Annotated in this window: 14 protein-coding genes; 4 read left to right on the top strand and 10 right to left on the bottom strand. The window is 68.7% G+C overall.

What is annotated here, in order from left to right; genetic code table 11:
- The first annotated feature begins 88 nt into the window (after positions 1–88).
- Complete coding sequence (gene xseA, locus M4578_RS01685; RefSeq protein WP_258091699.1) at positions 89–1,564, top strand: exodeoxyribonuclease VII large subunit; 1,476 nt, start codon at positions 89–91, stop codon at positions 1,562–1,564.
- 95 nt (positions 1,565–1,659) lie between these two features.
- Here xseA and M4578_RS01680 read toward each other — a convergent pair whose 3' ends face one another.
- From M4578_RS01680 to M4578_RS01670, 3 genes are all read right to left on the bottom strand, one after another.
- Complete coding sequence (locus M4578_RS01680; RefSeq protein ID WP_258091698.1) at positions 1,660–2,055, bottom strand: hypothetical protein; 396 nt, start codon at positions 2,053–2,055, stop codon at positions 1,660–1,662.
- A gap of 167 nt (positions 2,056–2,222) precedes the next feature.
- Positions 2,223–3,242 carry an alkane 1-monooxygenase gene (locus M4578_RS01675; RefSeq protein WP_258091697.1) on the bottom strand — a complete coding sequence of 340 codons (1,020 nt, stop codon included), beginning with the start codon at positions 3,240–3,242 and terminating at the stop codon, positions 2,223–2,225.
- A 140-nt stretch (positions 3,243–3,382) separates the two neighbouring features.
- Positions 3,383–4,288 carry a lytic transglycosylase domain-containing protein gene (locus M4578_RS01670; protein WP_258091696.1) on the bottom strand — a complete coding sequence of 302 codons (906 nt, stop codon included), beginning with the start codon at positions 4,286–4,288 and terminating at the stop codon, positions 3,383–3,385.
- A gap of 102 nt (positions 4,289–4,390) precedes the next feature.
- Between M4578_RS01670 and ftsY the strand changes: the two genes are divergently transcribed.
- Positions 4,391–5,701 (top strand): signal recognition particle-docking protein FtsY, encoded by a 1,311-nt coding sequence (ftsY, locus tag M4578_RS01665; RefSeq protein WP_258091695.1) that lies wholly within the window; start codon positions 4,391–4,393, stop codon positions 5,699–5,701.
- A 45-nt stretch (positions 5,702–5,746) separates the two neighbouring features.
- Here ftsY and M4578_RS01660 read toward each other — a convergent pair whose 3' ends face one another.
- Positions 5,747–6,244, bottom strand: coding sequence for an MgtC/SapB family protein (locus M4578_RS01660; RefSeq protein ID WP_258091694.1), 498 nt, complete (start codon positions 6,242–6,244; stop codon positions 5,747–5,749).
- Between the two features lie 108 nt (positions 6,245–6,352).
- Here M4578_RS01660 and M4578_RS01655 point away from each other — a divergent pair, with 108 nt between their 5' ends.
- The gene (locus tag M4578_RS01655) at positions 6,353–6,955 is read left to right on the top strand and encodes an inner membrane-spanning protein YciB (RefSeq protein ID WP_258091693.1); all 603 of its coding nucleotides are present in this window, start codon (positions 6,353–6,355) and stop codon (positions 6,953–6,955) included.
- Between the two features lie 71 nt (positions 6,956–7,026).
- Here M4578_RS01655 and M4578_RS01650 read toward each other — a convergent pair whose 3' ends face one another.
- The 3 genes from M4578_RS01650 to M4578_RS01640 form a co-directional block, all read right to left on the bottom strand.
- Positions 7,027–8,328, bottom strand: a complete 1,302-nt coding sequence (locus M4578_RS01650; RefSeq protein ID WP_258091692.1) for an MFS transporter — start codon at positions 8,326–8,328, stop codon at positions 7,027–7,029.
- Between the two features lie 381 nt (positions 8,329–8,709).
- Positions 8,710–8,952 carry a DUF2842 domain-containing protein gene (locus M4578_RS01645; protein ID WP_258091691.1) on the bottom strand — a complete coding sequence of 81 codons (243 nt, stop codon included), beginning with the start codon at positions 8,950–8,952 and terminating at the stop codon, positions 8,710–8,712.
- Positions 8,952–10,244, bottom strand: a complete 1,293-nt coding sequence (locus tag M4578_RS01640; RefSeq protein WP_258091690.1) for an adenylosuccinate synthase — start codon at positions 10,242–10,244, stop codon at positions 8,952–8,954. The genes M4578_RS01645 and M4578_RS01640 overlap by 1 nt, the downstream gene beginning before the upstream one ends.
- A 142-nt stretch (positions 10,245–10,386) precedes the next feature.
- On the opposite strand from M4578_RS01640, the gene M4578_RS01635 reads away from it, so the two are divergent.
- On the top strand, positions 10,387–10,782 hold the full coding sequence (locus tag M4578_RS01635; protein ID WP_258091689.1) for a DUF6524 family protein: 396 nt from the start codon (positions 10,387–10,389) through the stop codon (positions 10,780–10,782).
- Positions 10,783–10,800: 18 nt separating this feature from the next.
- Here M4578_RS01635 and M4578_RS01630 read toward each other — a convergent pair whose 3' ends face one another.
- The 3 genes from M4578_RS01630 to M4578_RS01620 form a co-directional block, all read right to left on the bottom strand.
- Positions 10,801–11,730 (bottom strand): AEC family transporter, encoded by a 930-nt coding sequence (locus M4578_RS01630; protein ID WP_258091688.1) that lies wholly within the window; start codon positions 11,728–11,730, stop codon positions 10,801–10,803.
- 147 nt (positions 11,731–11,877) lie between these two features.
- Positions 11,878–12,678: an MBL fold metallo-hydrolase gene (locus M4578_RS01625; RefSeq protein WP_258091687.1), complete on the bottom strand. Its 801-nt coding sequence runs from the start codon at positions 12,676–12,678 to the stop codon at positions 11,878–11,880.
- Positions 12,675–13,475, bottom strand: a complete 801-nt coding sequence (locus M4578_RS01620) for a TatD family hydrolase (protein WP_258091686.1) — start codon at positions 13,473–13,475, stop codon at positions 12,675–12,677. The genes M4578_RS01625 and M4578_RS01620 overlap by 4 nt, the downstream gene beginning before the upstream one ends.
- Between the last annotated feature and the right edge of the window lie 71 nt (positions 13,476–13,546).

Genomic DNA, 13,546 nt, shown 5'->3' with positions numbered 1-13,546 from the left:
TGGCCCCCCCCCGCGCCCCCCCTCCGGCCCTTTCCCTCCTCCGCCGCGCCCGTTACCATCGCGCGAAAGACAGATGAGGCGCGGCGGCATGGATCTTCTCGACGACGACAGCGGCAACACGCCGGAATTCTCGGTCTCCGAGCTTTCCGGCGCGGTGAAGCGCGTGATCGAGGGCGAGTTCGCCTTCGTCCGGGTGAAGGGCGAGGTGGGCCGCGTGTCGCGCCCGCGCTCGGGCCATATCTATCTCGATCTCAAGGACGACCGCTCGGTGATCTCCGGGGTGGTCTGGAAGGGGGGCTCCGCGCGGCTCGAAACCCAGCCCGAGGAGGGCATGGAGGTCGTCGCCACGGGCCGCCTCACCACCTTCCCCGGCCAGTCGAAATACCAGATCGTCATCGAGGACATCCGTCCGGCGGGGCTCGGCGCGCTCATGGCGATGCTGGAAAAGCGCAAGGCGCAATTGCAGGCCGAAGGGCTCTTTGCGCCCGAACGCAAGCGCCCGCTGCCCTATCTGCCGGAGGTCATCGGGGTGGTGACCTCGCCCTCGGGCGCGGTGATCCGCGACATCCTGCACCGGCTGCGCGACCGCTTTCCCCGCAAGGTGCTGATCTGGCCGGTGGCGGTGCAGGGCAAGAGCTGCGCCCCCGAGGTCGCCCGCGCCATCGCGGGGTTCAACGCGCTCAGCCCCGGCGGCGCCCTGCCGCGCCCCGATCTGCTGATCGTCGCGCGCGGCGGCGGCTCGGTCGAGGATCTCTGGGGCTTCAACGAAGAGATCGTCGCCCGCGCGGCGGCGGGTTCGGAGATCCCGCTGATCTCGGCGGTCGGGCACGAGACCGACACCACGCTGATCGACTATGTTTCCGATCGCCGCGCGCCCACGCCCACCGCCGCCGCCGAGATCGCCGTGCCGGTGCGCATGGAGCTGCTCTCCTGGACCGGCGAGGCGGGCAGCCGCATGACCCGCGCCATGGGCCAGCGCATCGAGCTGCGCGGCCAGCGGCTGCGCGATCTCTCTCGCGCCCTACCGCGCGCCGAAACCCTGCTCGACACGCCGCGCCAGCGCCTCGATCTTCTGGCCGACCGGCTGCCGCGCGGCCTCATCCGCGGCACCGAGCGGCGCCGGGTGGCGCTTTCCGATGCCGCCGGCGCCCTGCGCCCCTCGCTTTTGACCCGCGTCATCGCTCATGGCCGCGAATCGCTTGGCCGCCGCACCGACCGGCTGTCGCTGCGCCCGATCGCCCGCGAGATCGCGCTGGGCCGCGACCGGCTCGATGCGCTCTCCGCCCGGCTTGGGGAGGCGGGCCAGCGCCGGCTCGCCACCCCGCGCCAGCGGCTCGACGGGCTCGCACGGCTTCTTGAGACGCTCAGCTACAAGGGCACGCTGGCGCGCGGCTACGCGGTGGTGCGCAGCGGCGAGGGCCATATCCTGACCCGCAAGACCGAGGCGCAGGACGCCGCCGGGCTCGAGATCGAATTCGCCGACGGCCGCCTGAGCCTCGGCGGCACCGCCCCGCGCCCGAAGCGCAAGGCGAAGGAAAAACCCGAACAGGGCAGCCTCTTCTGACCCCGGGACCCACCCCCATCTTCTTCTCTTTCAAAATACGCAAAACCGGATGCCCGCCCTCCCGCGCAGCGGTCCGGCGCCCGCCCCCAACGCTCTCAGACGCCCACTTCCGGGCCGAGGCACATCATCGGCGCGTCGTCCTGCCGGGCCTCGTAGAGTACGGTGTTCTCGGGATCGTTCTCGAAGATCGCGCGCAGCCCGCCGCCTTCGCGGAAAAAGCTCCAGCATTGCGGCGCGGGTTGATCGTCATAGACGAAACAGATCATGCCGGCCTCTTCGTACCAGAACCCGTCCTTGCATTTGCCGTCGAGGAACGACCAGCGCACCTGCCGGTCGGGCAGATATTCCTCGACCCCGTAGGCGCTGCCGTCATAGCCGAAATAAAGCGTCTTGCCGAGCACGTAGCGTTCGAACTCCTCCGCCGACATGGGTTGCGCCGCCAGCAGCGGCAGCGGCAGCAGAGACAGCAGAACGGCACAGATCACACGCATGCCACGATCCTGCCAGAGCCCGGCGCAAGAGGGAAGGGGCCGATGCCCCCGCGCGGCCGGTCTCGGCGGATCGTGACCGCCCGCACCGCGCTGCCTGCGGCCCTTGACGGGATCTGCGGTGCGTCCGGTGCAGAGCGCCCGGCCTGGCCCGGTCTCGGGCCGGAGCGTCAGCCGCTCTGCCAGCGCCGCGCCCGCCGGTCCATCAGCCGGTGCCAGACCGGCGGCACCAGTGCCAGCACCGCCATGACCGGCAGCGATTGCGGCAGGAGCGGCATCGCCTGCCGGTCCAGCGCCAGCCCCGGATAGGGGCGGGCGGGATGCGCGTGGTGATCGGAATGGCGCGGCGCGTTCAGCATCAGCGCCGAGGAAAACCCGTGCGGGGCGTTCCAGCTATGCTGCGGACCCACGGGCTCATAGCGCCCGGGAGCGCTCTCGCGCCGCCGCAGCCCGTAATGCTGGACGTAGTCGGACAGCAGGAGCTGCGCCTGCGCATAGGCCGCGAGCCCCAGCAGCGCCAGCGCGCCGGCACCGCCGGCGAGCGCCGCCGCCAGCCCCAGCGACAGCGCGCCGCCCGCCGCATAGGTGACATAGGGGTGCCAGCCCCGCGTCCGGCCGCCGCGCGCGCGCAGCGCGGTTTCCGCGCGCAGCCCCTCGGTGAAACTGCCGATCCAGGCGCGTGGCGCAAAGGCGTAATAGCTGCGCCCCAGCGGCGCCGAATTGGGATCGCGCGGTGTGGCGGCGTGCACATGGTGCACCCGCACATGCGCCGAGGCGTGATGTCCGAAGAGCAGCGAGCAATAGACCGCGACCCCCAGCCGGCGCAGCCAGCGGTTGCTCCGGTGGATCAGCTCATGGGCGTTGGAATTGCTCACCTGCCCGAAGAACAGCGCCAGCGCAAAGAACAGCGCCACCCGTTCGGGAATCGTGTGCCCGCCGCCCCCGGCCACCGCCCAGGCCCCGCCGTAAAGCAGCGGCAGATGCGCCAGTCCCAGAACCACCGCCAGCCCGTCGCCGGCGGGAAACTCGCGCTCGGGGAAATCCGGCGCGGCCAGGGCCGCGATCCGGTCCATGAAGAAGGTGAAGACGGTGATGTAGAGCAGCGCCAGCAGGGTCCAGACCCCGCCGGCCGCCAGCGCCAGCCCGAGCAGCGCCACCAGTCCCAGCGTCGCGATCACGAAACGCGCCATGCGCCTGTCTCCCTGTCTTTGCCCCTGTCTAGCACGGCGCGCCCGCCGGGGGCCATCGCTCTGGCGGGCGCGCCGGCGCCGCGGGCCCGGTCTGGGCCCTGCGTCCGCAAGCGGGGCGATCGGGGATCGCGCGTGCCGGCTCAGCGGTTGCGATAGACCGCACAGACGCATCCCCGTGCCTTGAGCCGGCTGCAATAGCGCCAGGCCGAGTCGCGGTCGTTGCGGCCGATCCGCGCCATCCAGTAGCCGCCCTTGGGGCTGGCGCGGCTCTTCTGCCAGATGAGATCGGGCTCTTCGCCCTTGACCAGCGCCGCGCAGGCGCGGGTCCGCGCCCCGTATTGCTCCCGCGCGCGCGCCTTGGTCGTGCCGAAGGCAAGCTGCACGCCCCAGGGGGCGAGGTCGGGCTCCGGGGTGGGGTAGGCGGTCAGGCGCCGGTCGCGCGCCAGCGCGTGGCAGGCGCTGCGGAAGGGCTTGTCTTTCTGCAAACGGAAATCGTGGCTGTCGGGCGGGCTTTCCGCCCAGGTCTCTGCCGAAAGCCCGGTGATGATGCGCACGTAATTCACCGTCTCGCGCGGCAGCGTCGCACCGCTGGCCACCAGCGCATCGGCGCGGCGTTCGCCGCCGTTATAGGCCACCGCCGCCAGCCCGTGATTGCCGTAGCGCCGCACCAGCTCGCCCAGATATTCGGCGGAATATTCCAGCGCTTCGGCGGGGTTATAGGCATCGGTCAGCCCGCGCAGCCGGGCGGTAGAGGGGATGAACTGGGCGATGCCCTGGGCGTTGGCATGGCTGCGCGCATTGGGGTCGAAGCGGCTTTCTTGCCAGAGCAGCCGCGCGAAGAAGCCCGGGTCGAGCCCGTTGCGTGCCGCGAAATGCGCGATCGCCTGGCAAGTGTCGTGTACGAACTGGCTCGGGCGGATACATTCCACCGGCCCGAAGGCGCCGGCGGAACAGAGCGTCCCGGGCTCGGGCAACGGCAGGGTCGCCCCGGCCCGCAGCGGACCGGCGACCGCCATCAGAACCAGAAAGATCGTCACGCGCCACATGGGTCTCACTTGGCCTTGGCGCCGCGCGCAGGTCAACTCACACTTTTCACCAGCGCGGCGGCGTATTAGGTGGAAAGGCAGACAGCGAAAGGGTCCGGTCTCATGTCCTTCTTCGGCAAGCTCAAGAGCAGGATGTTCAAATCCTCTTCGAAACTCGAAGAGGGGCTCGACGCGATCGTGCAGGACGGCGGCAGCGAGGATGTGCCCGAGACGCCCGCCGCGCCCGAGGAACTGCCGCCGTCTCCCGTCGAGACGCCGCCCGCCCCGGACGAGCGGCCCGCGCGCCCCGACGAGGCGCCTCCGGCGGCGCCCGAGGAGGTGCCCCCCGCCGAAGACCCGGCGCCGGCCCCGCCCGAGACGCCGCAACCGGCGCCCGACATCGTGCCGCCCGCCGATCCCGCGCCGATCCCGGCGCCGGAAATCGCGCCGCCGCCGCCGCTCGAGGCGCCTGTGCCCGGCGATCCGATGCCCGCGCCGCCGCCCTCCGAAACGCCGGCAGCGCCTGCGGACGCGCCCCGCGCGCCCGGCTTCTTCGGCCGGCTCTTCGGTCGCGAGACGCCCGCCGCGCCGGTGATGCGCCGGGCGCTCGACGATGAGATGCTGGAAAGCCTCGAAGAGCTGCTGATCGCCTCGGATATGGGCGTCGAGACCGCGCTGCGGGTAAGCGCCAATATCGCCGAAGGGCGCTACGGCAAGCGCGTCTCGACCCGCGAGATCAAGGAGCTGCTGGCCGGAGAGGTTGCCCGCATCATGGAGCCCGTGGCGCGCCCGCTGCCGCTCTATCCCAAGACGCCGCAGGTGGTGCTGGTGGTGGGGGTGAACGGCTCGGGCAAGACCACCACCATCGGCAAGCTGGCGAGCCAGTTCCGCGCCGCCGGCAAATCGGTGGTGATCGCCGCCGGCGACACCTTCCGCGCCGCCGCCGTCGAACAGCTTCAGGTCTGGGGCGAACGCGCCGGCGTGCCGGTGCTGACCGCGCCCGAGGGCTCGGATCCCGCAAGCCTCGCCTTCGACGCCATGACCAAGGCCCAGGCCGAGGGCGCGGACCTGCTGATGATCGACACGGCGGGGCGGCTTCAGAACCGTCAGGATCTGATGGAGGAACTGGCCAAGATCGTCCGCGTGATCCGCAAGAAGGATCCCGACGCGCCGCATAACACGCTGCTGGTGCTGGATGCGACCACCGGGCAGAACGCGCTCAACCAGGTCGAGATCTTCCGCCAGGTGGCGGATGTGTCGGGGCTGGTGATGACCAAGCTCGACGGCACTGCCAAGGGCGGCGTGCTGGTGGCGCTGGCCGACAGGTTCGGTCTGCCGATCCACGCCATCGGCGTGGGCGAGCAGATCGACGATCTGGCGCCCTTCGATCCCGAGGAATTCGCCGCCGCGCTCATCGGTCTCGACGCGGGCTGAGCGGGGCAAAATTTTTCGCCGAAAAATTTGCCTCTGCGCGGGGTGTCAGTCGTCGTGCCCCGGACGGGGCCAGAGCCGGGCTTCGAGCGCCCGCAGCAGGATCAGCACCACCAGCACGATGGCCGTGGCCATCGCCGCCAGCGCCAGCTGCCCCGCGCCGCAGCCCAGCCCCACGGCCCCCGCGAGCCAGAGCGAGGCGCCGGTGGTGATGTTCTTCACCTCGCCGCCCGCAGTTATGATGATCCCCGCGGCGAGGAAGGCCACGCCCTGCGTCACCGCGCCGATCATCCGCAGCGGGTCGGTGCGCTGCTCGCCCATGCCGCCGAAATCCAGCGCCGCCAGCTCTTGCCCGAGGATCACGAAAAGACAGGCGGCGACCGAGACGAGGATATGGGTGCGCAGCCCGGCGGGCTGATGGCGCCGCTCGCGCTCGACCCCGATGAGCCCCGCCAGCACCATCGCGGCCACGAGCCGGGCAAAGGCCGCCCCGGCGGGCACGACCGAAAAGCTTTGGGTGAAATCCGACAGGATCTGATCGAACATGACGCCTCGCAACGCAGAAGTGACGGCATCCTAGCATGCGCTGCGGGAGTTCCCATTGAGAAGCGCCGTGGCAGCGGCTATCTCTGCGGCAATCAGACGGAGAGGCGCATGGCGGCGAAACAGATCAATCCCTTCCTGAAATCGGCGCTGGAGATCGGGCCCATCCTGGTGTTCTTCGCGGCCTATCTGCTGGTGAAGGACCGGAGCTTCCGCATCGGCGGGCAGGAGTACGAAGGGTTCATCCTCGTCACCGCCGGCTTCATTCCGCTGATGCTGCTTTCCACCGGCCTGCTGTGGCGGCTGACCGGTCATCTCAGCCGGATGCAGGTGGTGACCGCCGTGCTGATCGTGGTTTTCGGCGGGCTGTCGGTCTGGCTCAACGACGACCGATTCTTCAAGATGAAGCCGACGCTCATCTATCTGCTGTTCGGAACGGCGCTGGGGGTCGGCCTGCTGCGCGGCGAAAGCTATCTGCGCAGCGTGATGGAGGGGCTGATGCCGCTCAAGCACGAGGGCTGGATGATCCTGACCAAGCGCGTGGCCGCGCTGTTTTTCGGTCTGGCGGTGTTGAACGAGGCGATCTGGCGCACCATGAGCACCGAAACCTGGGTCTATTTCAAGACCTTCGGCCTGACGGCGGCGGTGTTCGTCTTCTTCATGACGCAGGGCGGGCTCTTCAAGCGCTACGGGCTGGAGCAGGACGACGAATAAGCGCCACTGGTTGGGCAGGAAAAAACGGCGGGAGACTTCTCCCGCCGTTTTCTTTGTCCTGTGATCCGGCCTCAGACCTTGCCGCGCGCGCTGGCGAAGATGCAGAAGAGCGTGATCAGCGCAGCGGCGCAGAGGTAATAGCCCACATAGGCCAGCCCGTAGGTGCTTTGCAGCCAGGTGGCGGCGTAGGGCGCCAGCGAGGCGCCGAAGATGCCCGCGAAGTTGAAGGTGATCGACGAGCCGGTATGGCGCACGCGGGTCGGGAAGGGCGCCGCCAACGCGGTGCCGATCAGCCCGTAGGTGAAGCCCATGAGCGCCATGCCCAGCGTCACGAAGGCCATGATGCGCATCTCGTCCGCCACCATCAGCACCGGGATCAGGAAGGAGAAGGCCGCGATGGCGAGTGTCGTGACGATCAGCACCTGACGGCGGCCGAAGCGCTCCGCCGAAAGCCCGGCCAGCGGGATGAAGATCCCGAAGATCACCGAGCCCCAGATCTGGATCGCCAGCGCGTCGGTGAAGGGGATCTTCACGACCTTGACGTTATAGGACAGCAGATAGGCGGTGCAGATGTAGAACAGCACAAACGTCGCCAGCGCCACGAAAGTGCCGAGCACGATGGAAACCTTGTGGTTCGCAAACAGCTCGATGACAGGCACGGCGACGCGCTCCTCGTTCTCGATGGCCTTCTGGAAATCCGGCGTCTCGGTGATCGACAGCCGCACCCAGAGCCCCACGACGATCAGCGCCAGCGAGGCGATGAAGGGAATGCGCCAGCCCCAGCTCAGCAGCACCTCCTGCGGCATGAACTGCAACAGCCCCCAGAAAAGGCCGGAGGAGAGGAAGAGCCCGACGGGCGCACCGAGCTGCGGGAACATGCCGTACCAGTTCTTCTTGCCCTCGGGCGCGTTCTCGGTCGCCATAAGCACCGCGCCGCCCCATTCGCCGCCAAGGCCGAAGCCCTGACCGAAACGGCAGAGCGCGAGCAGCAGGGGCGCGGCCACGCCGATCTGCGCATAGGTGGGCAGCAGGCCGATGATCACGGTCGAGATGCCCATGGTCAGCAGGGCGGCGACCAGCGTCGCCTTGCGCCCGATCCGGTCGCCGAAATGGCCGAAGACCACGGCGCCGAGCGGACGTGCGAAGAAGGCGATGGAGAAGGTGGCGAAAGAGGCCAGCAGCGCCGTCATCGGGTCGCTGTTGGGAAAGAACAGCGCGGGGAAGACCAGCACGGCCGCCGTGGCGTAGACGTAGAAATCGAAGAACTCGATGGTGGTCCCCACGAGGCTCGCCAGAAGAACCTTGGCGGGAGAGTTGAGAACCGGCTGGCCCGGCTGGGCCGCCGTTTCAAGATCGGCGGTGCTATCGGTCATTTTATTGCTTTTCCGTTCGCGTCTTTGACATTTTTGCGTTTCGAGCGGTTCCGTTAACGCGAACGGTCGGAAGAGTTAACGCTTTCGCCCTTGTTGATTCGGCAGTCCCGGCATGTGTCGGGCGCAGGGCCGTTTGGGGGAGGGGCGCGACAGCCAAGGGCTCTTGTCTTGGCGTAAGGGAAGCCGGGACCGGTGGCTGCCCGTGGGATGCCGCACGGACCGCAGAACCTCTTGATTTATCGTGCTCAAATCCGAAAGACCTCGACAGACGCCGCTGACGTCGCCAAAGCGGCAGCCCGCCGGGACGGGCAGCCGCTGGGCCCGGCGGCGCTGCGCGCCTTTATTCCGGGCCTGAGGCAGAGGGTTCGACGCCGCAGCCGCTCAGTCCCGCGACGCGGGCACATCCTTCTTCGCGCCGGGGTCGGGCTGGCCGACCCCTTTGAACACGAATTTGAACGGGATCGCCCAGAGAAAGCCCAGCACCACATAGACCAGCAGCTCCGCCCAGATCGGCGGGCGGCCGAGCGCGTTCACGATACTGACCGCCGCCATGATATAGAGCGGCAGCCAGACCACGAGCAGCAAGAGCGACAGGCGCTTGCGGGTCTTGTAGCCCAGAGCCATCAGTCTTCGAACGGATCGGTGACGAGGATCGTGTCGTCGCGCTCGGGCGAGGTCGAGAGCAGGGCCACCGGGCAGCCGATCAGCTCTTCGATACGGCGGACGTATTTCACCGCCGCGCCGGGCAGGTCGTTCCACGAGCGCGCGCCTTCGGTCGATTCGCTCCAGCCTTCCATCTCTTCATAGACCGGCGTGCAGCGGGCCTGCTGGTCGGTCGCGATGGGCAGGTGGTCGAGCATCTCTCCGTCCAGCTCGTAACCGGTGCAGATCTTGATCGTCTCGAACCCGTCCAGCACGTCGAGCTTGGTGAGCGAGATGCCGTTGACGCCGGAGGTGGCGCAGGTCTGGCGCACCAGAACCGCGTCGAACCAGCCGCAGCGGCGCTTGCGTCCGGTGACGGTGCCGAACTCATGGCCGCGCGTGCCGAGACGGTTGCCGTCCTCGTCCTCCAGCTCGGTCGGGAAGGGGCCCTCGCCGACGCGGGTGGTGTAGGCCTTGACGATCCCCAGCACGAAGTCGATGCCGCCCGGCCCGATGCCGGTGCCGGTGGCGGCCTGGCCCGCGATCACGTTCGACGACGTGACAAAGGGATAGGTGCCGAAGTCGATGTCCAGAAGCGCGCCCTGGGCGCCTTCGAAGAGGATGCGCTTGCCGGCGCGGCGCTTTTCGTTGAGCACCTTCCAGACCGGGCCCGCGTATTGCAGGATCTCGGGCGCCACCGCCATGAGATCGGCCATCAGCTTTTCGCGGTCGACCGGCGGCAGGCCCAGCCCGCTGCGCAGCGCGTCGTGGTGCACCAGCGCCCGGCCCACGCGCTGTTCCAGCGTGGCGGCGTCGGCGAGGTCGGCGACGCGGATGGCGCGGCGGCCCACCTTGTCCTCATAGGCCGGGCCGATGCCGCGGCCGGTGGTGCCGATCTTGGCCACCGAGTTCTGCGACTCGCGGGCGCGGTCGAGCTCGCCGTGGATCGGCAGGATCAGCGGCGTGTTCTCGGCGATCATCAGCGTTTCCGGGGTGATCTCGACCCCCTGTTCGCGGATCTGCGCGATCTCTTTCACCAGATGCCAGGGGTCGAGCACCACGCCGTTGCCGATCACCGAGAGCTTGCCCTTGCGCACCACGCCCGAGGGCAGCGCGTTCAGCTTGAAGACGGTGCCGTCGATGACCAGGGTATGGCCCGCGTTGTGGCCCCCCTGGAAGCGGGCGATCACATCGGCCCGGCTCGACAGCCAGTCCACGATCTTGCCCTTGCCCTCGTCGCCCCACTGGGCGCCCACGACGACCACGTTTGCCATTGCATCGAGTCCTTTTCGGCGGTCCAAACGGGCTCCGTATAGCGAAGCGCCGGGGCGGGCGAAACCGTCAATTTGAGATGGTTGCTGGACAGGCGGGGCCGGATCGGTGCATCAGGCCGGGGTTCGGTCAAAGGAGAGTGTCATGGGGTTTGTGCTGCGCTGGGGATTTGCCTTCCTGCTGGTCGCCGCGACATGGAATCCGTCGCCCTGGAGTTATCTGCGCTGGGCGCAGGACGGGGCGCAGACGCAGCTTCCTCTGGTGGTGTTCCTCGGATTGCTGCTGTTTGTCGCCTATGTGATCTATCTGCGCGCCACGCTGCGTTCGATCGGGGCGTTCGGCATGGGGCTGGTGCTGGCGCTGGTGGCGGCGCTGCTCTGGGTGTTGTGGGATTACGGCATCGTCGATCTCTCGGATCCGGATCTCTCGGCCTGGATCGGGATCGTCGCGCTGTCGCTGGTGCTGGGAATCGGGCTGAGCTGGTCGCTGGTCCGGCGCCGGTTGTCGGGGCAGGCGGATGTGGACGACGTCGAGGAGTGAGCGCGACCCGCGCGCCGCTCAGGGCAGCGCCTGAAGCCAGAGCCAGCTTGTGACGATGCAGAGCCCGGTGGCCAGCAGCACCGAGGAGGCTGCGACGCGCTTGGCGCGGCCGTACATATTGGCGAAGAGAAAGGCGTTGATGCCCGGCGCCATGGCGGCGGTGACCACGCCCGAGCGCAGCGAGTCGAGCGGCAGGTTCAGCCCGGTGCCGAGCAGATAGGTGATCGCCGGGTGCAGCCCCAACGCGATGGCGCAGACGGTGAGGATCAGCCGCAGATCGCCCTCCGGGCGGTAGCGGAAGAGCACGCCGCCGAGCGCGAAGAGCGCGGCGGGCAGCGCGGTGCGGGTGATCATGTCGAGCGCCTGCATCACCGGCGAGGGCAGGGAGAAATCGCCGAGGTTGAAGACCACGCCGATCAGGATGCCGATCACCAGCGCGTTGCGGAACATCGCGCGGATGACGGTGAGCGGCAGGCGGCGGATCTCGGTGCCGCGGGCGCGGGCGATCTCCATCGCGGTGATGCCGAGCGCGTAGCAGAAGGGCGAATGCATGGCGATGATGGCGTAGTTGCCGTTCAGCGCCTCGGGCCCGTAGGCGCGCTCGGTGATCGGCAGGCCGAGCAGCAGCGAGTTGGAGAACAGGCAGGCGAAGCCCACTGCCACCGCGTCTTCCCAGTCGCGGGCGAAGACGAAGCGCGCGGCGAGCAGCCCGGCGGTGAAGGCCAGCACCGCGCCGGCATAGAAGGAGACGAGCAGCGCGGGAGAGAAATGGGCGCCGAGATCGAGCTGCCAGATGGCGCGGAAGAGCAGGCAGGGGATGGCGATGGTGGTGGCGAAGCCCATGAGCCCATCGACCGCGTTTTCGGGCAGCAGCCCGCGCCAGCTTGCGGCATAGCCCGCGCCGATCACCAGAAAGACCGGCAGGATGACGTCGATGAGGGCCTGCATGTCTAGGGGCGGTCCGGAGAGGGTTTGCGCCGCGCTGCGCGCGTCGCCGGGGGGCGCGGGTGAGAGGCCGGACCCCTGTCCCGGCGCGGGCCGGGCCGGAGAGGGCAGCGGTGCGTATTTGGAAAGAGAAGAAGCAGCGGGGCCGGGTCAGAGCGCATAGCGCAGGACCATGCCGTCATAGGCGGGGGCGATGTGATCGGGGGTCTCGGCGGCGACGGCATCGTGGTCGAGGTCGATATGCATATTGGTGAGCACGGCGCGTTTCGGCTGCGCCCTGGCGATCCAGTCCAGCGCCAGGGCGAGATGGGCATGGGTCGGGTGCGGGGTGCGGCGCAGCGCATCGAGGATCCAGCAGTCGAGGTTCTGGAGATGCGCCCAGGCGGGCTCCGGGATCTCGACCACATCGGGCATGTAGGCCAAATCGCCGATGCGGAAGCCGAGCGCGTCGATGCTGCCGTGATTGACCTCGATCGGCGTGAGCGTGACGGGGCCGCCGGCGCCTTCGATGGTGAAGGGGCCGCGCCCGATCGTGTGCAGATCGAGGATCGGCGGGTAGGGGCTGCCCTCGGGCTGCGCGAAGGCGTAGCCGAAGCTGCCGAGCAGCGCGTTCTGGGTGTTGCCGTCGGCCCAGACCGGCAGCCGCGCGCGCCGGTTGAAGACGATCTGGCGCAGATCGTCGAGCCCGTGGGTGTGATCGGCGTGCGGATGGGTCCAGACCGCCGCGTCGAGCGTGCCGATGCCCGCATCGAGCAACTGGGCGCGCATGTCCGGGGTGGTGTCGATCAGCACGCGGGTGACGCCGGCGCCGGTTTCGCGCTCGACCAGCAGGGAGCAGCGGCGGCGGGTGTTTTTCGGATTGGCCGGGTCGCAATCGCCCCAGTTACCGCCGAGCCGCGGCACGCCGCCGGAGGAGCCGCAGCCGAGAATGGTGAAGCGCAGTTCGGTCATGCGGGCTCCCAGGCGGCGGCTTTGGCGAAGAGCCGGTCGAAATTCGCTTCGGTGGCGGCGGCGAAATCCTCGTAGGAGAGGCCGAAGGTTTCGGCGCCGACCTTTGCGGTGTGCACGCTATAGCCCGGCTCGTTGCGCTTGCCGCGATAGGGCGGCGGCGCGAGATAGGGGCTGTCGGTCTCGACCAGGATGCGGTCGAGCGGGGCGGCGGCGAAGATGGCGCGGAGCTCTGTCGATTTCGGGAAGGCGGCGATGCCGGACATCGAGAGGTAGAAGCCGCAATCGAGCGCGGCTCTCGCCAGTTCCGGCCCGGAGGAGAAGCAGTGCAGCACGCAAGGGTAGGGTTTGGCGCGGTGTCCTGTGGTGAGGATGTCAATCATGTCCTCATCCGCCGCGCGGGCGTGGATGATCAGTGGCAGGCCGGTTTCCTGTGCTGCCTCGATATGGGTTTGCAGCGATTGTTTTTGGATTTCGGCGCTCTCGGCGGTGTAGTGATAGTCGAGCCCGGTCTCGCCGATGCCGACGAATTTCGGGTGCTGCGCCAGCGCTACCAGATCCTCGACCGTGGCGAGGGGTTCCTCGGCGGCGCTCATCGGATGGGTGCCGGCGGCGTAGAACACCGGCGCATGGGCTTCGGCAATGGCGCGGACCTGCGGTTCGTTGCGCAGCCGGGTGCAGATCGTGACCATCCGGTGCACGCCGGCCTCGAGGGCGCGGGCGATGACCTGCGGGCGCTCGTCCTCGAAATCGGGGAAATCGAGGTGGCAGTGGCTGTCGGTGATGCGGGGAGTGGTCATGGGCGCGTCCTTTGCGGCCCGGTATCGGGGATGCCGGAGGTGGGGTCAAGCGGATGCGGCGCGTTCCGGGG

Source organism: Salipiger pentaromativorans (genome assembly GCF_024721115.1).
Classification (GTDB): Bacteria; Pseudomonadota; Alphaproteobacteria; order Rhodobacterales; family Rhodobacteraceae; genus Salipiger; species Salipiger pentaromativorans.
Note: the sequence above shows the minus strand (reverse complement) of the source record. Positions and strands in the feature narration are given on the sequence as shown.